20 protein-coding genes are annotated in these 25,130 nt (G+C 49.8%); 10 read left to right on the top strand and 10 right to left on the bottom strand.

Features of this window, described 5'->3' with window-relative positions:
* Positions 1 to 338 precede the first annotated feature (338 nt).
* The 4 genes from ACSFXN_RS14810 to ACSFXN_RS14795 all read left to right on the top strand — a co-directional run bounded on the left by ACSFXN_RS14810 (position 339) and on the right by ACSFXN_RS14795 (position 4,983).
* Positions 339 to 2,435 carry an MMPL family transporter gene (locus ACSFXN_RS14810; RefSeq protein WP_437150845.1) on the top strand — a complete coding sequence of 699 codons (2,097 nt, stop codon included), beginning with the start codon at positions 339 to 341 and terminating at the stop codon, positions 2,433 to 2,435.
* A 78-nt stretch (positions 2,436 to 2,513) separates the two neighbouring features.
* Complete coding sequence (locus ACSFXN_RS14805; RefSeq protein WP_437150844.1) at positions 2,514 to 3,185, top strand: response regulator transcription factor; 672 nt, start codon at positions 2,514 to 2,516, stop codon at positions 3,183 to 3,185.
* Complete coding sequence (locus ACSFXN_RS14800) at positions 3,182 to 4,573, top strand: sensor histidine kinase (protein WP_437150843.1); 1,392 nt, start codon at positions 3,182 to 3,184, stop codon at positions 4,571 to 4,573. The genes ACSFXN_RS14805 and ACSFXN_RS14800 overlap by 4 nt, the downstream gene beginning before the upstream one ends.
* A 20-nt stretch (positions 4,574 to 4,593) precedes the next feature.
* Complete coding sequence (locus ACSFXN_RS14795; RefSeq protein ID WP_300991474.1) at positions 4,594 to 4,983, top strand: hypothetical protein; 390 nt, start codon at positions 4,594 to 4,596, stop codon at positions 4,981 to 4,983.
* Between the two features lie 59 nt (positions 4,984 to 5,042).
* Here ACSFXN_RS14795 and guaD read toward each other — a convergent pair whose 3' ends face one another.
* Positions 5,043 to 6,392, bottom strand: coding sequence for a guanine deaminase (guaD, locus tag ACSFXN_RS14790; RefSeq protein WP_437150842.1), 1,350 nt, complete (start codon positions 6,390 to 6,392; stop codon positions 5,043 to 5,045).
* Between the two features lie 186 nt (positions 6,393 to 6,578).
* Between guaD and hutG the strand changes: the two genes are divergently transcribed.
* From hutG to ACSFXN_RS14775, 3 genes are all read left to right on the top strand, one after another.
* Positions 6,579 to 7,514 (top strand): formimidoylglutamase, encoded by a 936-nt coding sequence (gene hutG / locus ACSFXN_RS14785; RefSeq protein WP_437150841.1) that lies wholly within the window; start codon positions 6,579 to 6,581, stop codon positions 7,512 to 7,514.
* 305 nt (positions 7,515 to 7,819) lie between these two features.
* Complete coding sequence (locus ACSFXN_RS14780; protein WP_437150840.1) at positions 7,820 to 7,990, top strand: hypothetical protein; 171 nt, start codon at positions 7,820 to 7,822, stop codon at positions 7,988 to 7,990.
* A gap of 157 nt (positions 7,991 to 8,147) precedes the next feature.
* On the top strand, positions 8,148 to 9,479 hold the full coding sequence (locus ACSFXN_RS14775) for an FAD-containing oxidoreductase (protein WP_437150839.1): 1,332 nt from the start codon (positions 8,148 to 8,150) through the stop codon (positions 9,477 to 9,479).
* A 64-nt stretch (positions 9,480 to 9,543) separates the two neighbouring features.
* Here ACSFXN_RS14775 and ACSFXN_RS14770 read toward each other — a convergent pair whose 3' ends face one another.
* The 5 genes from ACSFXN_RS14770 to ACSFXN_RS14750 are packed head-to-tail and all read right to left on the bottom strand — an operon-like array spanning position 9,544 to position 15,623.
* Positions 9,544 to 10,896, bottom strand: a complete 1,353-nt coding sequence (locus tag ACSFXN_RS14770; RefSeq protein WP_437150838.1) for a purine-cytosine permease family protein — start codon at positions 10,894 to 10,896, stop codon at positions 9,544 to 9,546.
* Between the two features lie 42 nt (positions 10,897 to 10,938).
* The gene (locus tag ACSFXN_RS14765; RefSeq protein ID WP_437150837.1) at positions 10,939 to 11,268 is read right to left on the bottom strand and encodes a cupin domain-containing protein; all 330 of its coding nucleotides are present in this window, start codon (positions 11,266 to 11,268) and stop codon (positions 10,939 to 10,941) included.
* 2 nt (positions 11,269 to 11,270) lie between these two features.
* Positions 11,271 to 13,007, bottom strand: coding sequence for a hydantoinase B/oxoprolinase family protein (locus ACSFXN_RS14760; RefSeq protein ID WP_437150836.1), 1,737 nt, complete (start codon positions 13,005 to 13,007; stop codon positions 11,271 to 11,273).
* Position 13,008: 1 nt separating this feature from the next.
* Positions 13,009 to 15,054 (bottom strand): hydantoinase/oxoprolinase family protein, encoded by a 2,046-nt coding sequence (locus tag ACSFXN_RS14755; protein WP_437151155.1) that lies wholly within the window; start codon positions 15,052 to 15,054, stop codon positions 13,009 to 13,011.
* A 26-nt stretch (positions 15,055 to 15,080) separates the two neighbouring features.
* A complete protein-coding gene (locus tag ACSFXN_RS14750; protein ID WP_437150835.1) occupies positions 15,081 to 15,623 on the bottom strand; it encodes a helix-turn-helix domain-containing protein in 543 nt (180 codons plus the stop codon).
* 302 nt (positions 15,624 to 15,925) lie between these two features.
* Between ACSFXN_RS14750 and ACSFXN_RS14745 the strand changes: the two genes are divergently transcribed.
* Positions 15,926 to 16,801, top strand: coding sequence for a CPBP family intramembrane glutamic endopeptidase (locus ACSFXN_RS14745; RefSeq protein ID WP_437150834.1), 876 nt, complete (start codon positions 15,926 to 15,928; stop codon positions 16,799 to 16,801).
* An 81-nt stretch (positions 16,802 to 16,882) separates the two neighbouring features.
* The gene (locus tag ACSFXN_RS14740; RefSeq protein WP_437150833.1) at positions 16,883 to 17,722 is read left to right on the top strand and encodes a CPBP family intramembrane glutamic endopeptidase; all 840 of its coding nucleotides are present in this window, start codon (positions 16,883 to 16,885) and stop codon (positions 17,720 to 17,722) included.
* A 52-nt stretch (positions 17,723 to 17,774) separates the two neighbouring features.
* Here ACSFXN_RS14740 and ACSFXN_RS14735 read toward each other — a convergent pair whose 3' ends face one another.
* Genes ACSFXN_RS14735 through ACSFXN_RS14725 form a run of 3 tightly spaced genes read right to left on the bottom strand, consistent with a single transcriptional unit; the run spans position 17,775 to position 21,837 of the window.
* A complete protein-coding gene (locus tag ACSFXN_RS14735; RefSeq protein WP_437150832.1) occupies positions 17,775 to 19,643 on the bottom strand; it encodes an ABC transporter ATP-binding protein in 1,869 nt (622 codons plus the stop codon).
* Entirely contained in the window at positions 19,640 to 21,364 is a 1,725-nt protein-coding gene (locus ACSFXN_RS14730; protein WP_437150831.1) for an ABC transporter ATP-binding protein, read from the bottom strand. The genes ACSFXN_RS14735 and ACSFXN_RS14730 overlap by 4 nt, the downstream gene beginning before the upstream one ends.
* Positions 21,361 to 21,837, bottom strand: a complete 477-nt coding sequence (locus ACSFXN_RS14725) for a MarR family winged helix-turn-helix transcriptional regulator (protein WP_437150830.1) — start codon at positions 21,835 to 21,837, stop codon at positions 21,361 to 21,363. The genes ACSFXN_RS14730 and ACSFXN_RS14725 overlap by 4 nt, the downstream gene beginning before the upstream one ends.
* Before the next feature lie 220 nt (positions 21,838 to 22,057).
* On the opposite strand from ACSFXN_RS14725, the gene ACSFXN_RS14720 reads away from it, so the two are divergent.
* Positions 22,058 to 22,498: a WapI family immunity protein gene (locus ACSFXN_RS14720; protein ID WP_437150829.1), complete on the top strand. Its 441-nt coding sequence runs from the start codon at positions 22,058 to 22,060 to the stop codon at positions 22,496 to 22,498.
* Positions 22,499 to 22,846: 348 nt separating this feature from the next.
* Here ACSFXN_RS14720 and ACSFXN_RS14715 read toward each other — a convergent pair whose 3' ends face one another.
* Positions 22,847 to 24,829 carry a penicillin-binding transpeptidase domain-containing protein gene (locus ACSFXN_RS14715; RefSeq protein WP_437150828.1) on the bottom strand — a complete coding sequence of 661 codons (1,983 nt, stop codon included), beginning with the start codon at positions 24,827 to 24,829 and terminating at the stop codon, positions 22,847 to 22,849.
* Between the last annotated feature and the right edge of the window lie 301 nt (positions 24,830 to 25,130).

The following is a 25,130-nucleotide window of genomic DNA, read 5'->3' as shown; positions in this document are numbered from 1 at the left end:
CTTACTCTGCATTATAACACTTCCGAATTTTCTGATATATAATAAAATTTAATGATACTGGCATACTGAATTCACCTCATTTGAGAGTAATATCAGAAGAAAGAGCGGAAGGTGGCGACTCCTGCGGGTTCAGTGGTCCAAGCGAGACCCCGCAGGCCATAGGCCGAGGAGGCTTGCGGACCACCCCGCGGAAAGCGTCCACCTGAAGCGAATTCTTCGGCTACGCCAAATCCTGAATACTGTTCAACTCCCCGCCATCAAAAATTGATATTCAATTTATATTCGTCCGCTATGATGATGTGGTTACGATACTTAAATTCGAATGAGGAGTGGCATACATGAACAAACTACTGAACCCGATCACCGACTGGGTCTCCACAAAACGCGGCATGTGGATCACCATCATCGCCTGGATTGTCCTGGCGATTGGTCTCACGTTCGGGCCGACACTGAACGATTACAAAGTGGCCAACTTCCAGTCGCTGCCCGATGACGCCCAGTCGATCATCGCGGACCAGAAACTGAAAGAGTATTTCCCGGACGACCAAGGGACGCCCGGCATCCTTGTCTTCCATAACGACGAAGGCGAAGTGAACCTGGCAGAAGTCCAGGAAATCATGGCTGGCATTGCGGCCGCCGATATTGAAGGCGTCGACTCGATCGTCGACATCAGCCAATTGCCGCCGCCTGCCCTTCAAGGCTTTTACTCCGAAGACAAAACCACGATGATCGTGCCAATGACCTTGGAAGCCGGCCTTGGAAGCGCTGACTTCGCCGAGATCAACGACGAAGCTTCCGAAATCGGACGCGGCATCGCCGCCGATTTTGACAGCATGCAGTTCTACATCACGGGACCTGCCGGCATTGCCGGTGACACCGTGAAGCTGTTCGAACAAGCGGACTTTGTCTTATTGATTGCGACCGTCTTGATTATCTTAGTGCTGCTGATCGTCATTTACCGCTCACCGCTGCTCGCGATCATCCCGCTGCTTGCGACCGGCATCGTCTATCAAGTGGTCAACCAGGCTCTCGCCTTTATGGGTGCCGGCGGCTTGGAACTGACCAGCCAGACCACTTCGATCATGAGTATTTTATTGTTCGCGGCGGTCATCGATTACTCGCTGTTCGTGTTCTCCCGCTACCGCGAGGAACTGAACCATTATGAAAGCAAATACGAAGCGATGAAATACGCCATGCGTGCGACCGGCGAACCGGTTTTCTTTGCCGGCGGTACGGTGCTGGCGGCGATGCTCGTGCTGTTCTTTGCGGATTTCCGCGACTACGCGAACTTCGCCCCGACGTTCGGCATGGCGGTGTTCGTCATCATGATTGCGTCGATCACACTGATTCCGGCGCTGTTCACCTTATTCGGGCGCAAGGCGTTCTGGCCGAAAGTGCCGAAATACGGCGATGCGAAAAATGTGAAACACGGCATCTGGGGACCGGTGGCAAAATTCGTCGTTAACAAGCCACTTCTTTCCGGCGGGCTTGTGGCCATTTTGATGCTGGTGTCAGCGCTCAACGTGCTGAACCTCGACTTTGAATTTGATACGGTAAAATCTTTCCCGGACGATATGCCTTCCCGAGTCGGCTATGAAATCGTCGAAGAGAAATTCGAGAAAGGCGACATCGCCCCTTCTTCTCTATTGGTCGTCAGCGATGAGCCGATTGCCGAACAAGCGGCGATTGATCTTTCCGAGCAGCTTGCGTCTTACGATGAAATCGCTTCTGCGCGTTTGTCCAACTGCACCGATGACGGCCAGGCATTGGAATTCAACTTGGCGTTGTCGATCAATCCGTATTCCACCGAAGCTTTGGATTTCGTGAAGCAATTGCGGGATGACAGCGGGGCATTGCTTGAACAAGCAGCGATTGACGGCGAAACGCATTTCGGCGGCATCACCCCGAAACTCGTTGATGAACGGGACGTCAACAATCAGGACATTTACAAGATTGTCATACTGGAAACTTTATTGATTCTCGTGCTGCTGTTCGCATTGACGCGTTCCTGGAAAATGCCGATTTACATGATGGCGACAATTTTATTCTCTTACCTTTCGGCGCTTGGCCTTGGGATTTTCCTCATTGATGTATTGTTCAGCTTTGAAGCGATCAGTACGCGGGTGCCGGTCTATGCGTTCGTGTTCCTGGTGGCGCTTGGCATCGACTACAACATCATCCTGATTTCGCGCTTTATGGAAGAGCGGCGTTCGCGGAAAGTGAAAGACGCGCTTGAAATTGCCATCAGCCATACCGGTGGCGTGATTTCTTCTGCCGGCATCATTCTGGCAGCGACGTTTGCGGCACTCACCACCATGCCGATTGCCGATTTATTCATTTTCGGCTTTATGGTGTCGATCGGCATTTTGATCGATACGTTCCTGGTGCGCGGCATGCTGCTGCCGGCGCTGATTTTGTTTTTTGAAAAAGATTAAGAAACCCGGCATAATAAAGGTAGCTGAAAGCCCGGCCTCTGATGTGCCGGGCTTTCCAAGCGATGGGGAGGAATTCGCATGAAAATACTCGTCGTAGATGACGATTTCTATATTCAGCAGCTCGTGGCCATCCACCTTGGACGGGAAGGCTATACCGTGTTCAAAGCCAGTGACGCGGAACAGGCGCTGATGCTGCTTGAAGAAGAAACCGTTGATTTGGCGATTGTCGATGTCATGATGCCCGGCATGGACGGCTTTGAACTGACTCGCCTCTTGACGCAGGACCTCGATGTCCCGGTGATTCTGCTAACCGCGAAAGGCCAGTTGGAAGACAAGGAAAAAGGCTTTTTGTCGGGAACGGAAGATTATATGGTCAAGCCGTTCGAGCCGAAGGAACTCTTATTCCGGGTGGCGGTGGTGCTGCGGCGGTTCGAGCGTTCAATCCAGGAAATCCTGCACGCCGGCAATTTGTCGATCAACCGCCCGAATTTCGAAGTGGCGATTAACAATGAAACCTTGATCTTGCCGCTAAAGGAGTTTGAATTGCTGTCGCTGTTGGCATCGCGGGCGAATATGGCGACGCCCCGCTCTTTGCTGCTGGAGCATGTCTGGGGCGAAGACAACGAAAGCAGCGAAATGACGCTGAATACCCATATCAACCGCATCCGCGACCGCCTGAAACGCTACGGGGCGAATGTTGAAATTCATACGCTGCGCGGCATCGGCTATAAACTTGAGGCGCCTAAATGAAAACCTTGTACCGGCAGTTTATCGTTGCCACGCTGTTCATTTTAGCGCTTTCCATTTTGATCGGCTTTACGCTGGCCAACGTTTTCTATTTGAGTGTTACGAAAGAAGATACCATCAAACAGAATATCGGCATCGCCGAGGAAATCACCGCGACTCTGAACATGGTTCCCCATTCTGACAACAACTTCGACCACTACTTGGAAGCTGTCGCCAATCTCGGCTATCAGATTGCGGTAGTCGACAGCGATGGCCGAAAAAAGTTTTACGGTGAAGCGTTTGAAGACACCACGCTGCCAGAAGAAGCGCAGCGCGCCATAAGTAACGGCGAACGCTATACCGGCCTGGATGATTTTTCGAACCAGATTTTCATGATTGCCCATTTTACCAACAAGCTGCACAATACGGTCGGCGTGCCGTTCACGTATGACGGTGAGCGTTACGGGCTGTTTATCCGGCCGGATACCAAGCTGCTTGCGACGGATATCCATTCCGTGTTGATCGGCTTTGTCGGGGCAATCGGCGTCGTCAGCATTCTCGGCATGGTGTGGATGGCCCGCCAGCTGACGCGCCCGATTGTCCAGCTGACAGAAGCGACGAAATACATCGCCCGTGAAAACTATAGCTATCCGCTCGAAATCCAGCGCAATGACGAAATTGGCCAGCTATCGGAAAGCTTCAACTTGATGCAGATCCAGCTGCAGCATAACGACTTGGCACGGAAATCGTTCATCAGCAATGTATCGCATGATTTCCAGTCGCCGCTGATGAATATCCAAGGCTACGCCGACCTGTTGAAATCGCCGGATTTGCCGGACAGCGACCGCCTGGCCTATACGTCGATCATCGACCAGGAAGCAAAGCGGCTGTCGAGTCTGACGCGCCAATTGCTGCTGTTGACGTCGCTCGACCAAGGCGCGTACCCGATGAAAACGGCTGAGTTCCGGCTCGATGAAAGCTTAAAAAGCGTCGTCCGAAAATACCGCTGGCGGCTGGAAGAAGAAGACATCGACATTTCCTATAAGCTGTCGCCGGCCGTTTTCCGCGGCGATCCGGAACTGCTCGAAAATGTCTGGGACAACCTGCTGACGAACGCCATCAAGTATAATAAACCTGGCGGCAGCATTGAAATCGGATTGAATGCTTCGGATGGAGCAGTTGCTGTTATGTTTAAAGACAGCGGCATCGGCATCGCGGAAGCTGCCATCCCGCAACTATTCGACCGCTTTTACCGGGTCGATGCCGCCCGCAAAACAGACGGCACCGGACTTGGCCTGGCCATCGTCCAGCAGATTGTGTCGCTGCACCACGGAGACATCCGGGTGGATAGCCAAGTCGGCACAGGTAGCGAATTCACCATCACCTTCCCGGTGCCGGAAGCAATACGATAAGAAATTGGAGGATTTATTCAATGGAAAAAGTTTGGAGTTTGCGTTTGATTCAATTCTCGGCCATTTTCGGCTTGATCGGCACGTTCCTCGGCTCTCAAATGGCCGGCGAAATGGACTATTCCCTGCGCCCCGTCCACGCCCATATCCTGGTCGTCGGCTGGCTGTCGGTTTTTGCCTGGGGCATTTTTTACCGGGTTTATACCATCAAGTATAAAAAACTGGTCGCCATCCACAGTGTGCTCGCCATGCTTGGCGCTTTCGGCTTAAGTGCCGGCATGTGGATTTACAACTTGAATCCGTTCAACTGGAACGATACCTTGGTGACGATTTTATTCATCGCCGGCGGTTCGTTATTGCTGTTCGCGTTCTTGTTGTTTGCAGTGATTACGTTCGTGACGGAGAAAGAATAATAACTGAAGAAGAACCCTTCCAAGCGTTAAATGCTTGGAAGGGTTCTTTTGTGGTTTGATTATTTTACTTGTTGTCCATGCACGAATACTGAGACAATGTTCCGGCGCTGCGTCAAATACAGCAGCTTTTCGAAAATGTCATCCAGTGTATCCATTCCGTCGAAAATCGGCATCGAGGCATCTTCTATCCCCGTGTCGACGATTTGCGCATCAAAGGCGTACCCTTTCGCCAGCCGGCCAATGGGAAGGCTGACGCTTTCGCCGCCTCCCGCTGTAGCAAAATAAAACGCTTCTTTAACAGTGATGCGGGAATGGGCCCGGCCGCGGGATGACGCATCTTTTTGCGGATCGACGCCGTCTTCCAGCATGCGGGAAGACATGACGGCTTGTCGGATCGCTGAATAGACACTCGGATCAAAGCCGCCGGACAAATCGGTGCCAAGCCCGACTTCCACGCCCATGTCCGAGAAATGCTTAATCGGGATAACGCTATTGGCAAAATAGGCGTTGGACACCGGGCAATGGGCAATCGCTGTTCCTTGTTCTTGATAAGTCCTGGCATCTTCGTCGCTCAGGAAATTGGAATGCGCCATCACCGCTTTGTCGGTCAACAAACCGAAGCCTTTCAAGACTTGGGCATCGTTTATGCCGAAGCGTTCTTTTACATGGTCGTGCGCCCAATCGCTTTCGCTGCAATGTGAAGTGACGTGGACGTCATGCGCTTCAGCAATTTTGCCGAGGCCTTCCAGCACGCTGTCCGTGCAGCTCGGCACAAAACGCGGCGTCACTACCGGATAGACGCCTTGCTTGGTACCGGCGTTCAGTTCTTTCACTCGTTTGATGAAACGCTCTGTGCCTGCCAACGCCTCTTCAGCACTGGCATCGCGGTAATAGTCCGGATTTTGCTCAGGGTCGTCCATCACCACTTTCCCGATTAGTCCGCGCTGCCCTTTCTCCGCGCAGATCTGTGCCAGGATATAACTTGCTTCTTCATGGATCGTCGCAAAGTAAAGAGCGGTTGTTGTGCCGCTTGCCAGCAAGGTATCCACCAAATGATGATAGGTTTTGTGCGCAAAAGCTGTGTCCGAAAACTTCGCTTCCAATGGGAAGGTATGGGCATTGAGCCATTCATACAGCGGCAAATCGAGTGCCGTACCGCTCTGCGCCCATTGCGGTGCATGGATGTGGAGATCAATAAAGCCCGGAAGCAAGTATTGGCCTTCTTCAAGTTCAATCAGCTGCTCTTCTTTGCGCGCTTGCTGCAGCACTTCTTCGTATTCCTCTTGTTTCGGGGAAATGCGCTGGGCAATAAAGCCGTCTTCGTTTATGCAGAAAAGATGGTCTTCCAGTATCTCGATTTCCTGCCGGCTGACGCTTGAAAAGCCGGTTCCTTTAATTACTTTTGCCATGTTGTCTGATGCCTCCCGGTCCTTGTTAATTGTACAATGACTCATTATAGGAAGATTCCGTGAAAAAGGTCAAACCCTGTTTCTTGTTTTTCTGCTTTATATTTCGCTGTTATTGTGCATTCTGCTCCGAAATTCATTACAATGAGAGTATTATGTTTTTCATTCCATTAACTCGAGGTGTTAGGTTTGTATAAATTACCGAAAAGGCATTTTTGGCACGGACATATTGACAGCCGGACAGACCGGGCCAGTTTCCGCTTCCATCAGAGCGTTGAACTCTTATGCAGCGATGAAGTTCCCGAACGTTCTTTTTCCATCATCGGCTTTGAATGCGATGAAGGAGCTAAGCGCAGCGGCGGACAAACGGGAGCCGCAGAAGCACCGGATCAAATCCGCAGCCATCTGGCGGACCTTCCCGATCACTTAGGCGGCCGACAGCTTGTCGATGCCGGCACGGTGATGCAAAAAGGCGGCGATATGGAAAAAGCCCAGAGAGAACTGGGTGAACACATCAGCAATTTGCTGGGCCGCTCCGCAACGCCCATCATTTTAGGCGGCGGGCATGAAACAACGTACGGCCATTATTGGGGCGCGCGGCGCTTTCTCGGCCCGGATGCGAAAATCGGCATCATCAGCATTGATGCGTATTTCGATTTGCAGGATGCGGAACGCCCGGATTCCCGCACCGTATTCAAACAGATTCTGGAAACCGACAGCAATGCCGGCTATCTCGTCCTTGGCGTCCAGCCGCTCGGCAACACGCGGGCGATTTTCAACAAAGCGGAACAGCTCGGCGCACAGTTCGTCCTTGCCGAAGATTTGGCGCTGCGCGACTTGCAAAGCACGCAAAACGTCATTGATGCGTTCTGTAAGAATTATGACCATGTACTCGTCACTTTTTGCATGGAATCGCTATCGTCCTTTTATGCGCCGAGCATTGTCGACGCTTCCCCATTCGGGCTCGAACCGGTCGTCGTGCGCCAATTGTTGTGGCATATTGTCGCCAACAAAAAAGTGCACAGCTTTGATATTTCCGAAGTCAATCCGACAATCGATGAAAACGGCAAAACGACGAAGCTTGCCGCATATCTGGTAGCTGAAGTGATGGCTGCGTTTCATTGATCACGGTTTAAAGAGCGCTTGGATTTCCAAGCGCTTTTTTGTTTGGCTGGTTATCTTTCATTGATTTTATTGCAGCGGCGGCAAATACGACCAGTAAACCTGAAAATACGACCAGTTACGGACGAAATACGACCAGTAGTCCTGAAAATACGACCAGTAGTGGCAAAAATACGATTCTGCACTGAAATATGAGCTGTTTCCGAGGCTTATTTTAATAAAATCGTGAAACCCTTCACCTTCTGTTCCGTATTATGGAAAAGGAGTCCTTAAAACTTTTCCGTCTCTAAGGATAAAGGAGTGATTAAATGGAAATCGGCATGTTTGCGTTGATTGCTGTACTGGGCCTTGGTTTCCTCGTGCTGGTCGGCTTCGACATCAACACAAAAGCAAAGCTCAATTTGGCGAAAATCCAGCTGGAGCGCGGTAAGATTGCGTTGGAACAGAAAAAGCTGGAGCTTGGTAAAAAGAACGCTTAATCATTTTGTACATATTAGTAGAGAAAAACACTTGGATTCCGTCCAAGTGTTTTTATTTGGACATTTTCTCCCTGTTTAGGCAAAACCATTGAGGGAAGATAAGAAAGTGAGGCAATTTATATAAGTTCTTAATTGAAATAAAGAAAGGTGAAGATTTATGCAAACTTTTGATGCGATCATTATCGGGTTCGGGAAAGCTGGCAAGACATTGGCCGGGGAACTTGCCGCTAAAGACTGGAAAGTCGCGCTTGTTGAGAAAGATCCGGAGATGTACGGCGGCACGTGCATCAATATCGCCTGCATCCCGACGAAAATCCTCGTCCATGACGGCTTGAATGAAATTCCTTATACGGATGCGATTGAACGGAAAAACGAAGTGGTGGAAAAGCTGCGGGCCAAAAATCACAAAAGCCTAGCAGACAATGAAAACGTTACGATTTTCACCGCGGCTGCGAAATTCCTTTCCGATAAAGAAGTGGAAATCACGGGCGACGGGCTGCAGGAAGTGTTGACTGCCGAACACATTTTCATTAACACGGGTGCCACTAGCAACATCCCGCCAATCAAAGGCGTCAACACGTCGGATAAAGTCTATACCAGCACCACGCTGATTGAACTGAAACAGCTGCCTAAAAAACTGGCGATTGTCGGTGCCGGTTATATCGGGCTTGAATACGCGTCGATGTACACTAATTTCGGTGCAGAAGTCACCGTCATCACTCCGGAAGATGAACTGCTGCCGCATGAAGACCGGGATATCGTTGCCGAAATCCAGAAAGAGATGGAAGCGCAAGGTATCCGTTTTGTTTTCGGTTCCCACGCAGAAGAAATTATCGAACAAAACAGCGATTCCGTCACCGTGACTTTGTCGGACGGAGAAAGCTTAACGGCAAATGCTGTGCTTCTCGCGACGGGCCGGAAACCGAATGTCGAGGGGCTTGGCCTTGAAAATACAGCGGTAAAACTGACCGATAACGGCGACATCGAAGTGAATGAGCATCTTCAAACAACAGCGGAAAATATCTGGGCGATGGGTGACGTGAAAGGCGGCATGCAGTTTACGTACATCTCCTTGGACGATTCGCGCATTGTCATGGATGCCTTGTTCGGCGGCGGCAACCGCTCACTCGACAGCCGCAATAACATTCCTTACTCCGTCTTTATCGACCCGCCACTTTCAAGGGTCGGTCTAACAGCGAAAGAAGCGGAAGAACAAGGCTTTGATATACTGGAAGGCACACTGCCGATCAAAGCCCATCCGCGGGCGCATGTCATCAATGATTTGCGCGGCTTGTTCAAAGTGGTGATCGATCAAAAAACCGACCGCATTTTGGGAGCGAGCTTATTCGGGCCGGAATCTCCAGAACTCATCAACCTTGTGAAACTGGCGATGGATTTGGATGCGCCGTATACATTCCTGCGGGACCAAATCTACAATCATCCGGTGATGAGCGAAGCGTTTAATGCACTTTTTGACGTCAAACAATAAAGATAAAAACCCCGCTTGCGGCAGATATTTCTGCCGCAAGCGGGGTTTCGTTTCTCTTCATTGTTTATTGAACAGGTTCTGTCTCTACATTGTCTTTCACTTTGCCGTCAACCATGACCGCTGTGAAATGGTCCGGCTTGACGGCTGCTTTGATTTTCATCGCGACATAGTAAACGACCATGGAAGCGAGCAGCGACTGAACGGCCGGGAGCCCGAAAGTATTGACGTATTGCGAGTAATAGCCGACTAGGACGCCGGCAACGATGCCGATTGTCGCCATCCAGTTCCAGCCTTCGTTATCTTCCCATTGCTGCTTGCGGATAAAGAAGAAATCGGCCATCATGACGCCGGCAATTGCCGGATAAATCAACGCGGTCATGTACAGGAAGTCCATAAAGTAATCCAGGATTCCGGCAAGGGCGATAACGATGGCGATCAATGTTCCGATCAGCGTCAGGATAGCACGCCCTTTGTTCGATGCGACATTGAACATATTTGCCATCGCCAGACCCATGCTGTAGTTGTTGACGAGCTGGCTAGTCCATGTCGCGAACCATAGGATCAAGAAGCCCCAGACCGGAAAACCAAGTCCCATCATGACATTGACGATATCTGCGTCACCGACGCCGACCGACATGACAGCACCTACGTAAAATAATGGGAATCCGACGCCGATGATGCCAAGCGGAATCAATACCGTATCTTTCATTTTCGGCTTTGCGTAGCGGGTATAGTCAGAAGCGATAACCCACTGGGAAACGTTGACCCCGATAATCAAAGAGATTGCTGCAAAAATTGTCATGCTCGGTTCCGGCTGCCATTCCATGATGGCTTCAAATCCGGTATTGCGGAACGCCAGGACAATTCCTCCGATTACCAGTAACAGGCCAGCCGGCACGGCGATATAGTCCGTCCACTTCATCGAACCGTAGCCGATGATGGAAGGAATCGCAAATAACAATCCGATAACGACCGTGATGATGGCCCAAGTGCCGTAATTTGTTTCGTAATCGATGCCAAGCATCGCTGAGATGGCATTTCCGGCTACAGCTGTCTGCAACGCCCACCAGCCAAGCGATACGATGAAAATGGTCAATCCCACAATGAGGCGGGCCTGAACCGAGCCGAAACTCGCTCTTGTAATCACCGAGGAAGAACGGCCTGTCTTTGCGCCGATAAAGCCTGATACTGCGTTGCCAAGCCATTGAAAAACAAAAAGTGCAACGAGCAAGATCCAGAAAATCTGCGACATGCCGAATGATCCGGCAAGCGTCGCTCCTACCATCAATACCGGAATTGAAAATTCCAATCCGCCGAAAATCATCGTCGGCGTAATCCAATGCTGTCGTTTATCTGCTGGAACCGCGTCTAAAGCGCCATCTTCCATCATGGAATGTGATTGATCCTGCTTCGCCATTTCCCCCAACTCCTCTTCACTCATTTTTCTTTGTTCGTGCTATTAGCCAACCATCACAAAGACAAGTTCACAGGCTTCGTCGCCGTCGTTGACGGCAATATGTTCTTCGCCTTTTGGAATGAACGTCGCTTGCCCAGCTGATACCCGGTATTTTTGTCCGTCGATTTCTGTGACAAGTGAGCCTTTGACGATTACAGAGTATTCGTTTTCGGCATGTTTTGAGACACCGGAGAGTGGAACAGTTTCACCAGGATAAATGATGACATGCCCGACTTTCACTGCCGCATCCGCTTGCTGTTCTTCAAAAATCGTATGCATGGAATAAGATTCATTGCCTTCTTGCTCCAAGTCTTTGATGTTCAAAATGTCCATTATTAAACCCCTCTCCCAGTTAAACCATCCACTTCAAATGTTTCTGCGTTGACGATGACGCCAAACACTTCTTTTGCCTGTTCGATCGTGATGTATTCATTTTTCACGTCTTTCGCCACTTGTTCTGCCGGACGCTGCAGCGGATTGCCGTAACCGCCACCTGTAGCAGTCATGAGTCTCACAACATCCCCCGTATTGAGTGGGTAGCGAGGATAGATTCCAAATGGGCCGTCCGTTTCACCATTGGCTTTTTCAATCGTGAATTCGTTCGGTGACCCTTCTTCGCCGCCGTTCAAGCCCCATGGCAAGTATTTATTGCGGCCGAAAGTAGCCGATACGAATTGCTTGTCGGTCATGGCCCGGTAAGTGCGTGTTACTCCGGCACCGCCGATGAATTCCCCGGCACCTTTTCCGTCTGTTCGCAGGCTGTATTCGTCAATCATGACACCGTAGCGTGTTTCTGCCACTTCGACTGGCACGTTATACGTTTCACCATCGCCGATGCAGAACTGGCCGCGTGCCCCGTCCTGCCCTTGTGCTGCGCCCCAGCCACCGGCAGAAGGCTCCACAATCAGGAACGGCTCATCCGTTACGTGATGCTGTCCCGACAGCGTCACGGCACAAACCGATAGAAGTTGTCCAGCAGACAAACGCTCTGGAAGTGATGGCGCAAGCGCTTGCCATACCAAGTCGGCGCCCCCTTGCATGCTTTCCCAGTAAATCGAAACCGGTGCAGGGCGTTCAGCCGCTAAGATTGATTTCGGATCCGTAATGATTTCAAGCGGGCGGAACACGCCGTCATTGACGTCTTGAGATGGATTGGTCGCCGCAAGGAAAATCGTCCGCACCGCTGAAACGAGTCCGGTATAAGTACAGTTGACCGGTCCCGGCACTTGCGGATGGCTGCCGCGGAAATCACAGATGAATTTGTCATCGGTGATCGTCACTTTTACTTTAATCGGGAAGGGCCCGTTGCCAAAACCGTCGTCATCGACAAAATCCTCCGCGTAGAATTCGCCTTTCGGCAATTTTGCCAATTCCTTGCGCGCTAATTGCTCACCGTGATTTAAGTGGTGATCGATCGATGCCTGAACCACGTCCGCGCCGTTCTTTTTGCACAATTCCTTGACGCGTTTTTCACCTGTGCGAAGCGCTGCCACTTGCGCCCATAAGTCGCCGATTGATAAATCCGGGAAGCGGATATTCACTTTGATGATATCGAGAACAGCTTGGTTCAATTTGCCTTCATCGAATAATTTAACGCAGGGGAACTGCAGGCCTTCCTGGTAGATTTCTGTCGCGTCGTTGCTGAACGATCCAGGATCTTTGCCGCCGACATCTGTCCAATGCGCTTTATTGGCGGAAAAGGCAATGATTTTTCCTTCGTGGAAGATTGGCATAACCAGGCCGACATCGGATAAATGCGAACCGCCGCCGACATACGAGTCGTTGATAATGATGATGTCGCCTTCTTTCAAGCCATCTTCCCCGAATTTGTTCAAGGTTTCTTTGACCATAAACGTCAGCATTCCGATAAATCCGGTGACGCCATTTCCTTGCGTTAATAGCTGCCCTTTGGCATCCGTCAAGCCGCTCGCGTAATCGAGCACTTCATAGATGATGGGGCTCATAGATGTCCGGGCAAGTGCATGGAACATCTCATCTCCAATGGCAATCAAGGAATCTTTGACAATTTCAATTGTGAACGGATCCACTTTCACTGGGCGTGTCATTGTCATCTTATTGCACCTCCGTCTCGATAATCAGGTTTCCATAAACATCAACTGATAAAGTCTGGCCGGCATAGAACACGGTGGTTGCCGTCGGCTCTTCGACGATTGCAGGACCTTGAATGGCCATGCCTGGTGCAAGCAAGTCGCGGTGGTAAACGTTTGTCGCCACCCAGCCGTCGTTTTCATAAAATACATTGCGTGTTTCTTTCAGAGCTGTTTTAAGATCTGTGCTGCCCGCTTCAAGTTTCTGCAATTCCGGCTTTTGCACGGAACCGAATGCCGTCAAATGCAAGTTGACGATTTCCGTCTGTGCTTCCTCCAATTTGAACGTATAGCTTTGTTCATGCATGTCATGGAACAAAGTGATGGTCTGCGCTACCGTTTCTTCCGTAATCTCTCCGTTTGGCAGCGGCACTTTTACGGTATGCTCTTGGCCGGAATAGCGCATATCAACAAAGCGGTTAAAGACGATGTCTTCTTCGCTGACATGTTCTTCGGCATATTGCTGCCGTGCCTGTGTTTCAAGTTTGTCCCATTCATTGTTCAATTCGGCCAGACTAACGTCTTGCAAGCGGTTGATGTACGTCTGGATATAGTCATGGCGCAAATCTGTCATCAGCATGCCCCAAGCTGAGAATACTGATGAGGCAATCGGTACAACGACTTTCTTGACGCCGAGTTCACGGGCCAGTGCCGGTGCGTGCATCGAACCGCCGCCGCCGAAAGCCACTAACGTGAAGTCGCGCGGGTCATGGCCTTTTCGGACTGAAATAAGCTTCAATGCGTTCAGCATATTGGCATTAGCGATGCGGATGATGCCGAGTGCCGCTTCTTCCGGTTCCAGGCCGTAGACTTTCCCTACTTTGTCGTTGATGGCTTGCTTGACGGAATTTAAATCGACTTGGTAATCGAAGTTTTCCGGTGACAAGCGCCCTGTCAGCAAATTGGCGTCAGTCGTGGTCGGTTCAGTGCCGCCTTGTCCATATGCAACCGGACCCGGTACTGCTCCTGCAGATTGAGGCCCTACTTTCAATGATCCGCCTTCATCAATCCAAGCGATTGATCCGCCGCCGTTGCCGATTTCAACAATGTCGACGACCGGTGATTTGATCGGGTAACCGGCATTGAGATCATCTTTTTCAATGTAATAATCGGTTGACACTTTTACTTCACCGTTAGAAATGAGTGAACATTTCGCAGTGGTGCCGCCGATATCGAATGCAATAACATTTTTCTCCCCGATGATTTCTCCGAGATATGCCGCACCGTAAATGCCTGCGACCGGACCGGATTCAACCATATTGATTGGCGTCTTTTTCGCTTGTTCGAACGTCGTTGTGCCGCCGTTTGACTGCATAATGTAATTAAAACTGTCTGCTTCGTTTTCAACCAGTTTGGCGTTCAGCCGGTTGATGTATTTGGAAGCAATCGGTTTGACGTAGGAATTCAGGACCGCTGTGTTCGTCCGTTCGTATTCGCGCCATTCCTTGGTCACTTCGTGTGAAGCCGTAACCGATACTTCCGGCCATAATTCCTGGATCAATTCGACCGTTTGCTGCTCATGTTCCGGATTTTTATATGCATGTAAATAAGAAACCGCTAGTGCTTCAACGCCTTCTTTTTTGAAGTAGGCGATCAGTTCTTTGACTTGCTCTTTGTTGAGCGGTGTGACAACTTCGCCTTTTTGGTTCAGCCGTTCTTCCACTTCCTGGCGCAAGTAGCGTTCCACAAAAGGAACCGGTTTTTTATAGCGAACGTTGAATAAATCCGGTCGGTTTCCGCGGGCGATTTCCAGCACATCGCGGAATCCTTTTGTTGTGATCAAGCCCGTCTTTACGCCTTTTCGTTCCGTCAGCGCATTGATGATAACGGTTGTCCCGTGGATAAACGTTTCAATCGCCTGCTGGTCAATGCCGCTTTTCACTATTACGTCAATTACTCCTTGTTCAAAGTTAGGCGGGGTCGTATGGCTCTTGGCCACACCCACTTTGCCGTTTTCATCCACATATACTAAATCCGTAAATGTTCCCCCGATATCAGTAGCCACTCTCATCAACGATCAGCCCTCTTTCTTTTGAATTAAAATATCACCGGCGTCAATACACATAAAATTACGGTTTCCTCATTTAAAGGGTTTTCCCATGCATGAGGCACATCTGATGGGTAATGAATCGAATCGCCTTCCCTGACAAAATATTCTTTGCCGTCCACTTTAAACAGCGCCGCACCTTTCAGCACGTAGTAAAACTCTTCCCCTGGATGGCTGGAAGTCTGAATCTGCTCCTGTTTTGGCGCCAATGTCACCATTAGCGGTTCCAGCATCCGGCTACCGAATTCACCGTTCAAACGCGTATAAGTTGTCGGTGCGCCTTCCAACCGAAACGGTTTGCGTTCATTCGCTGGCACCGTATAATTGTGGCTGGTATCGGTATCAAAGAAATACGTAATCGGCACGGCAAAAGCGTCTGCGATTTTTTTTAACGATGTGATGGCAAGAGACGATGATCCCCTTTCAATCTGCGATAAAAAACTGACGGACAGCTCTGTTTTCTCGCTTAAATCTTTTAAGGTGTACCCTTGTTCAATGCGTAAGTTCTTGATTTTTTGATAGATTCCATCCATATCTATACCTACTTCCTTAAAAAATACAGTGTGACAGTAATAATTATAGTTTGCTTAAACTTTTTACCATGATAGCATAATCGCTTTCGAATTGGTAGAATATTTATTAAATTTTTATTAATTAATTTTTATCTACAAATTTTGTATTACTTAAGCTTTTATTCCTTAAGCTATTGGACACGCAAAATTTTCAAAAACCAAATTCTGCTGGTCTTATTTTCTGGCTTCAGCGGGTATTATATAGATAACAAACTGCTATTGCTGCCCTTTCCGTGTGATTACCTGAGAGGCGGTGCACAACGATGTTTGAAGAAATGAGGACTCGTGAATTATTTAACTGGATGTTTTGCGGGATGGTTCTTGCCGCTTTTGTGCTGGTGCAGTTTTCTTCGAATATTTTCCTGATGGATGTGGGCATGCAGCTGATGTTCTATGTCGTCGTGCCCGTTTCGTATTTCGGTTCTCAGTTCAGAAAGCAAAAGGTGCCGGTAACCCATGTGGTGTTTCTGAAAGGAGCGTCGCGCTGGATTTTGCCGGCAATCAGTTTGGTGATGTTGTCGATGTTTTTCTCGATCGGCATTCTGTGGCTGCAATTGCGGATGCTGGCGCCAATCGCTCCCCAGATGGTCGATTACCTGCTTAAGCCGGCTTCGCTTCCTGACAATACGGCTTATCTGATCACGGTTTCACTGATCGTAGCGGTCATCGGACCGATTGCGGAAGAATTCATGTTCCGCGGATTGCTGTTGAAGCGCTTGATCGTCAAGACTTCTATGTGGGAAGGCGTCTGGCTGTCGAGTTTGTTATTCGGGATGCTGCATATGGATTTCTTCGGGGCATTTTTGTTCGGCGTGACGGCCTCTATTTTGTATCTTTTGACGGACAATCTGCTGATCCCGATTTTGCTGCACGTCTTCCACAACTCGCTCGTGGTCGGCTTGATGTACATCAGCCCCGGCTGGCCGCAATGGCTGACGGTCGCGGAAAGTGCGGACATTTATGCAAAAGCCGTGCCGAACGCGATTGCCTTATTGGTCAGCGGCACTTTGCTCCTTGCCGTCATCCTGCGGCTCGCCCAAATCTTGAACCAGAAAAAAGAAGACGAGAAGTACCAGGCAGCCCTTAAAAAAGAAGCTGAAGCGATTGAAAATGAAACCAATAATCCCGAAACGCCATAAACGCGTGACGGGATTATATTTTTCGTTCCATAAGTCTAATTACCTGCTATACTGGATTTATTCTACATAAGGGGTGCACGAATGTTTCAGAAAATGAAGTTTCGCTATATTGTCGGGATTACGCTCACTGTTTATCTTTCCATGGTTTATGCTACGACCGTTTTTCCTCTGAGTGAAGATTTGGAAGCGGTTTTGCTGTCGGTTGCTGTTTACGGCATTGTTCCTTTCTGGTTCTTTACGTATCAGTTCCGCTTGCAAAGCGTGTCAGTTTCTACGTTTGTTTTTACAGACGGTGCCGAGCGCTGGATTGCTTCTGTGATTGGCTTGATTGTGCTGTCAATTGCCTTTACGTTAAGCTTGTTTTGGCTCCAGCTCTATGTCTTTCTGCCGGTTTCACCGGACTGGGCCGCTTATTTGCTTGAACCGATCGCTTTGCCGGAAGACCCGGTTTACCTGATCATCACCATTGGCCTCCTGATCTTCCTCGAGCCGGTCGCTGAAGAATTCATCTTCCGCGGCGTGCTGCTGAGCCGGATGGCAATGAAAACATCCAGATGGGGCGGCGTGCTGATTTCGAGTTTGCTGTTCGGGCTGGCGCACGACGATATTATCGGTTCTTTTCTGTTCGGGATTATTTTAGCGTTAGTGTACTTGAAAACCCGCAACTTGCTTGCACCGATTCTCCTGCACATTTTTTACAATGCATTCTTTGCCTTGACGATGGCGTATGCGCCGGCATGGCCTGAAGCAATCCGCATTCAAGAAGCGGCTGACATCGCCGGAAAAGCCATGCCGAACGCCATCGTCCTTGCAGTCAGCACGCTGCTATTGGGACTCTTCGCCTTTTGGCTCGCTAAAGAAGAAGTATGGAAAAAGAACCGCAGCGTGGTGTTTATGAATAAAAAAAGCCAAGGCCGTTAAATGTTAAGAACCTGCCCAACGAATCGTTGGGCGGGTTCTTTGGTATTTTGGTTTAGATCGCCACTTTCTCGGAAAACTGGCTATTGTACAAATCGGCATAAAAGCCGTTTTTCTCGAGCAGCTGGATATGGGTGCCTTGTTCTATGACATTCCCTTTGTCCATGACCAGGATCAAATCGGCATCTTTGATGGTCGACAGACGGTGGGCGATGACAAAGCTCGTGCGCCCTTCCATCAGGCGGTTCATCGCCCGCTGGATGAATACTTCGGTGCGGGTGTCGACGCTCGATGTCGCTTCGTCGAGAATCATGATCGGCGGATCTGCCAAAATGGCCCGCGCGATGGTCAGCAATTGCTTCTGGCCTTGCGAAATATTCGACGCTTCTTCATTTAACACGGTGTTGTAGCCTTCCGGCAGCGTGCGGATGAAATGTTCTGCATGCGCTGCATCCGCTGCCGCGAAGATCTCTTCATCTGTTGCGCCGGTTTTGCCGTAACCAATATTGTCTTTGATGGTGCCGTTGAAGAGCCAAGTATCCTGCAGCACCATGCCAAAGCTTTTCCGCAGTGAACAGCGGGACAATTCACGGGTGTCGAGTCCATCGATTTCAATCTTGCCGCCTTTGAGTTCATAGAACCGCATCAGCAAGTTGATCAACGTCGTCTTGCCTGCTCCTGTCGGCCCGACAATGGCCACTGTCTGGCCAGGCGTCACTGTGATGTTCATATTGTGGATCAACAGGTCGTCGCCGTAGCCAAAGTCGACGTTCTCGAACGCCACTGCTCCGTTCGCCCGTTCCAAAGAGACGGTCGACGTTTCTTTTTTCTCTTCGGGTTCATCGAGCAGTTCAAAGACACGTTCCGCCGCTGCAATGGTCGACTGGATGATGTTCGCAATATTGGCGGTCTGCATGATCGGCTGCGTGAACTGTTTCGAATACATGATGAACGCTTGGATATCCCCAATGGAAATCGCCCGCTGCGTCACCAGAATCCCGCCGACCACACTGATCAGCACATAACTGAAATTGCCGATAAACGTCATCAGCGGCATGATGATCCCTGAGATAAACTGCGCGCGCCGGCCGGCATCGTATAATTCATCGTTCACTTTCTCAAACTGCGTTACCGCTTTTTTCTCGTAGCCGAACGCTTTCACGACTGGATGCCCAGTATACATTTCTTCGATATGGCCGTTCAATTCACCAAGTGAGCGCTGCTGGTTGGCGAATTGCGTTTGCGACCGTTTCAAAATCGGCTGGATGACAAAGATGGAAAGCGGCAACGAAACAAACGCAATCAATGTCAGCCACGGGCTGATCGTCAGCATCATGACAATGATTCCGACCAGCATGACGATCGACGTGATAAACTGCGTCAAACTTTGCTGCAGCGTGCTGCCGATCGTATCGATGTCATTGGTCATGCGGCTCAAGGTCTCGCCGTTTGGCCGGCTGTCGAAATAATTCAATGGCAGCTTTTCCAGTTTTTTATTGACGTCTTGCCGCAGGTCATAAACCGTATCCTGCGCCACGGTCGACATGATGTATTGCATTAAATAACTGAAAAGGCTGCTGAAAATATATAAGGCCGTCAGCAATAACAAAATTTCTCCAATGGCGCCGAAATCAATCGCCGCTCCCGGTACTCCCTGCAGTTTGCCGTAAGCCCCTTCAAACAATTCCGTAATAGCATCGCCTGTAAGTTTCGGCCCGACAATTGAGAACACCGTGCTTAGGATCGCTGCGAAGAACACCGCAATCAACCGGTTGCGGCGCGGCTTCAAATAGCGGAGCAGACGTTTGAAGTTCGCTTTGAAATTTTTCGGTTTTTCGCCTGGCAGCATCATGCCGCCAGGGGGACCGTGCCCAGGTCCCTGTCTGACGGGTCTGCCGCTTTGAGGCCGTTTTTCCGTACTCATGCGATCTCCTCCTCTGACAGCTGGGAATAGGCGATTTCCCGGTAGACTTCGTTGCTGTTCATCAATTCCTCATGTGTTCCCATGCCGGCTATGCGGCCATGTTCCAGCACAATGATACGGTCTGCATCGACCACGGTACTGACGCGCTGTGCCACCAATAGCACCGTAGCGTTTTCGGTTTCACCTTTCAATGCCCGGCGGAGCTTAGCGTCCGTCTTGAAATCAAGTGCCGAAAAGCTGTCGTCGAAGATATAGATATCCGGTTTCCGGACGAGCGCGCGGGCAATCGCCAAACGCTGTTTCTGACCTCCGGATAAATTCGATCCGCCTTGTTCGATTTCGGTATCGTAGCCTTCTTTCAAATCGCTGATAAACTCGGTTGCCTGCGCAATCGAAGCGGCATGCTCCAATTCAGCCTGCGTCGCCTCTTCTTTCCCGAAACGGATATTGTCCGCGATCGTACCGGTGAAAAGAATGGATTTTTGCGGCACGAAGCCGAGCTTCGAGCGCACTTCGTCCTGTGAGGCATCCCGGATGTCGACGCCGTTGACGCGGATTGCGCCGCTTGAAATATCATAGAACCGTGGAATCAAATTGATCAGCGTCGATTTTCCGGAACCGGTGCCGCCGATGATTGCGGTAATTTCCCCAGGATTCGCTTTAAAGCTTACTCTGGACAGCGCCGGTTTTTCAGCACCTGGATAGCTGAATGTCACATCTTCAAATTCGAGAGTGCCGGGTTCAAAGTCTGCTGCTTCAGTGCCCAGGTCTTCAAACGCCGGTTTCATATCGAGCACTTCGTTGATGCGGTTCGCTGAAACCGCTGCACGCGGAACCATGACAAACATCACCGACGCCATAACAAGAGCAAACATAATCATCATGACGTATTGGATAAAGGCCATCAAATCCCCGATTTGCATCGCGCCATTGTTGATGCGGATGCCGCCGAACCAAATTACTCCGACAACCGTCAAGTTCATGATAAGCATCATCACCGGCATCATGAACGCCATGATTTTATTGACCCGGATCGATACATCCGTCAGCTCGCGGTTGGCTTTTTGGAGCCGCGCTTTTTCTTCCGTCTCGCGGTTGAACGCCCGGATGACACGGATGCCAGTCAGGTTTTCCCGCAGCACCAAATTCAAGCGGTCGAGGCGTCTTTGGACTTCCCGGAACAACGGCATCCCTTTTTTGAAAATCAATAAAATCGAACCTACCAGAAACGGCATGGCTCCCACAATGACCAGCGACAATTTGGCGTCTTTTGAAATCGCCATGATCAGCCCGCCGACCAGCATGATCGGTGCGCTGATGACCATGCGCAGCAGCATGATGACCACTTGCTGAATCTGCGTGATGTCATTCGTTGTCCGGGTGATCAGTGATGCCGTGCCGACTCGATCAAATTCCTGCAGCGAAAATTTTTCTACATGGCTGAACACTTTCAAACGAAGGTCCCGTCCCATGCCCATGGCCGCTTTTGAAGAATAAAAGCTTGCCGCAATCGAAGCAGCTGCACCAAGTGCGGAAATCAATAACATCCAGCCGCCGATGCTCCAAATATACGGAATATTTCCTTTTACTACGCCGTTGTCAATGATGTCCGCCATCAGCGTCGGCAAAAAAAGGTCCGCCATCGACTGGCCAAAAATAAGAACCGTCACAGCAACTACAAGCCATTTATAGACGCTTAAGTTTTTTAGGATTCTAATCATCTGCGCTGCTCCTCTAAATCGCGTATTTCCAAATGCGCCGAAATGTGCTGATGGAGTTCCAGCAGTTTTTCGTATTGTTCATCGGTCAACGATTCCACCGCTTCTTGGAACCGCTGGTGGCTTCCGCCTTGTTGGCTGTGGATGGCATGGACCAGCGCTTCGCCTTTAGCGGTCAAAGCCAAGCCCATTTCCCGCCGGTTGTCTTCCACTTGCTGGCGCTCGAGCAATCCTTCCCGCGCCAAGCCGTCAACTGCCTGGCTCAAAGTGCTTTTCGGCAGAAAACTGACTTCCCCTACGTTTTTTTGTGTCATATCCTGACGTTTTGCCAAGGTCATCAAAATGGCATATTGCGGCATCGACAAGCCGTTTCGCGCTGCTGTTTGCTGGTCTAAGCACATCATATTCTTCTGCACTCGCCTGAACGACCGCATCAACCGGATGGAACGCATTAGTTTTTCATTCTCCTGATTCATTGGCCATTTTCATTCCTTCCGTTCTAAAACCGTTCCATTTCGAACAGTTCGTTTTGGATAGGTTAAATCTACTCCTTATTATGCAGGGAGTCAAAGAGTTGGATTGGCAATTGGCGAGCTTGAAACTCGTTTCCTTTTCCCCAAGCTCTCGCTCTATTTTTTTATCTGCTTTATTGATAGACTAAGTAAAAGCATAGTTAAATTGACCGAGGTGGATAAATTGAAGTTTCATGTATTGGGCAACGAAACGAAATTGGAAATCGACGTATTGCGGCGTAATTACCCGGATAGCCGGGATTACTGGGACGCCAATTGGATAGCTTCCATCATCCATCTGGAAATCCCGGGATATGTCGTTCATTTTGAAGCGGATCTTAGAACCGATGAACTGAAAGAGTTTGTCGACGGGCTGAGAGATATGAATGAACGGCTGCATGGCACTGCCATCTTAAAAAATCTTGATAACTATATCCATCTGACCGGCTCGATGAATCCACTCGGCAAGATTTCCTGGATTCTTGAAACTCTTTATCCTGTTGGCACGGGTGCACAGCTGTCTTGCGACTTTGAATCGGATCAGAGTTATTTACGGATTCTGATTGACGAGCTCGATGCCGTGCTGGAAGCTTTTCCGGTGATTGGGAAAGCCGATGGGGTTTAATGAAACAGAAAGAAAAAAGAAGCAGCGCTAAATGCGCTGCTTCTTTAATATTGTAGAGAAACATTTGCTGTTTTAATTCATTCCGCTCCAGGGCGGACGCTTTCCGTGGGGTGTGGCCCTAAGCCTCCTCGCTCGCTGACGCTCCCTGCGGGGTCTCAGGACTCACACTATTCCCACAGGAGTCGCCGCCTTTCGCTGCACTCAGCTTTGTTTTGTCACCTTTAGAGACTTTCTCAAAGAATGACTGTTCAAGAAAACCTTCTCTCGTTCGGTTCTGCTCACTAAATATGGGGCCAAACAGCGGAGAAAACTGTACTGTTCCTGGATCGTTGCGCTGCTTCTTCTATTTTATTTAAATATCTGTGCTGCCATATCGGCCACGTAATCGCTGCCGCCGTTGTCTTCGACGTTTTCGATCATTATCGCCAGCAGCATATCCGGCTTGTCTTGGTTATACGTCACGAAAAAGCCGTTTTCTTTGCCGCGTTCTTCTCCTGCTGCTTTCAGTTCCGCTGTTCCGGTTTTGCCTGCGAGTGCCAGACCTGGAACGTTCGCCGACTGGGCATAGCCATCAACGACCACTTTGCGCATGCCGGTGCGGAGCGTTGCTGCGTTTTCCGCGGAAATCAAGCCTTCTTTCCATACTTGCGAATCTTCTTCATCCAATAGCAAGGTCGGCTTGTACATCTTGCCGTCGGTCAGGAAAGGTTCGTACATCGCAGCGAGATGCAGGATGTTCGTCAACATCTGCCCTTGTCCGAATGATGTCGCTGCCAGCTGTCCGTCAGAATCGATTGTGCCGTCATTGGAAATTTGGGAAGCCGCTAAATTCATGGCAAACGGAATGTCTTCCCCGAAGCCGTATTTCTTCAATCCTTCGACAAATGTTTCATTGCCCATTTTCACGGCTTGCTGGGCAAAGTAGATATTGTCCGAGTACACCAGCGCTTTGTTCAGATCAATCGGGTTCGGCGCTTCCGGATGTAGGCGTGAGACATTTTGCCAAGTCTTGCCGTTGATCTCCAAGCCTTCTGCCGGATCCAGTGTTCCTGCTTCCATGCCGATTGCCGCCGTTACGGGTTTCAATGTAGAACCCGGCGCATAAGCTTGCGCAAAACGGTTGAACAATGGCGTTTTTGGATCTGCTTCCAGTTCCTTAAAACGATCTCCGCTGATACCAAGCATAAATTCGTTCGGGTCAAAGCTTGGCGAAGAAACAAGCGCTAAGGTTTCTCCGGTGTCCGGATTGACCGCAGCTGCTGCTCCCGGTTCGCCTTTCATCGCTGCGAATGCTTTTTTCTGCAATTCCGCATCGATTGTCAATGTGACGTTTTCTCCATCTGTTACCGGCTGCTCTGCCACCGTAATCGGTTCTGCCCCTTCAGCCGGTTTGTCGATCCAGATTCTTACACCGTTCTTGCCGCGCAACTGTTTTTCCAGTGCACGCTCCAGCCCTTGGCGGCCGATTTGATCCCCCGAGGCATAGCCTTCGCCTTTACGTTCTTCCAATTGTTCCGCGGTAATGCTGCCGATATAACCTGTTAAATGCCCCAACGCTTCTGCGTATGGATATTCACGCATAGCCACTTGCTGTGCAGCCACTCCCGGGATGGCAATGGCTTTATCGAGTACTTCCGTATTGTTGCGCGCGATTTTCGCGAGCGGCACAAACAATTCCGGTTTGACCCAGCTTTGCCCCAGTTCCGCGTCGATTTCCTCGACAGTCAGGTTCAGGATTTTCGCCAGTTCCGCTTTCTTTGTTTTATCCGTGAACTTTTCCGGCACAACGCCGATATTATAACCACCGCCGTTGATGGCAATGCCCAAACCGTTGCGGTCCAGGATTTCTCCGCGTACCGCTTCAATCGAGTCGATGCGGATTTCATCTTCCGCTTCCAGCTGCGGGAAAATGAATGACGGGTCCCATTCAACGAACCAGTCTTCTGTTTCTCCGTGCGTCTCGTGGAGCAGCGTCAAGGTTTTTTCAAATTCCACCGGTCCAGCAATCGTGTCCATTTTGATTTGAACCGGGAAATCCGCCGGCTGTTCCGCTTGCCATTCCGTGTCTTCCGCTGGTTTCGTATAGTTCACTTCAAGGTTCTCGATGCCGAGGTCTTCTTTCAGCTTTTGCTGGCGTTCGACGAACTGCGTTTTGTCATATGCGTTCTTCGTGCCATCATTCAAAAATCCATCATACATTTCAGTGAACTCGCCTTTATTCCAATGGCCTATGTATGCTTCAAGCCGGTCTTCCGGTGTCGCTTGCTGGGAACAGCCAGCCAGAAAAACAAACAGTCCCAGGATTAATAGTCCAACCCAATTCTTTCTCATTTTTCGCCCTCCACTTCTCGCTTTATTTTACCAATAATTTCCGAATATGAAAATGGATTTTACTCCGCGCACTTTATTACAACAAGCATAAACCAAATATTCACTCTAGCTTGATTGAAGAAACTTTTTTCCGCAAAAAAGCTGTCCACCAATAGGACAGCTTTTTTTATCTTTTGTTTCATTTTTTCATTTTATCCCGCTTTAACGGGCAGTATGACTCCCGCTTTTCCAAGCGGAAGCTCCACTGACCGTAAAAGCCCGATTGGTTCAACTAACAATCAGTGGAAAACCTCACTGATTG

The sequence above is a fragment of the Planococcus sp. 1R117A genome (genome assembly GCF_051417975.1).
GTDB lineage: Bacteria > Bacillota > Bacilli > Bacillales_A > Planococcaceae > Planococcus > Planococcus shenhongbingii.
The sequence above is the reverse complement of the archived record's forward strand: the minus strand, read 5'-3'. Positions and strand labels throughout refer to the sequence as shown.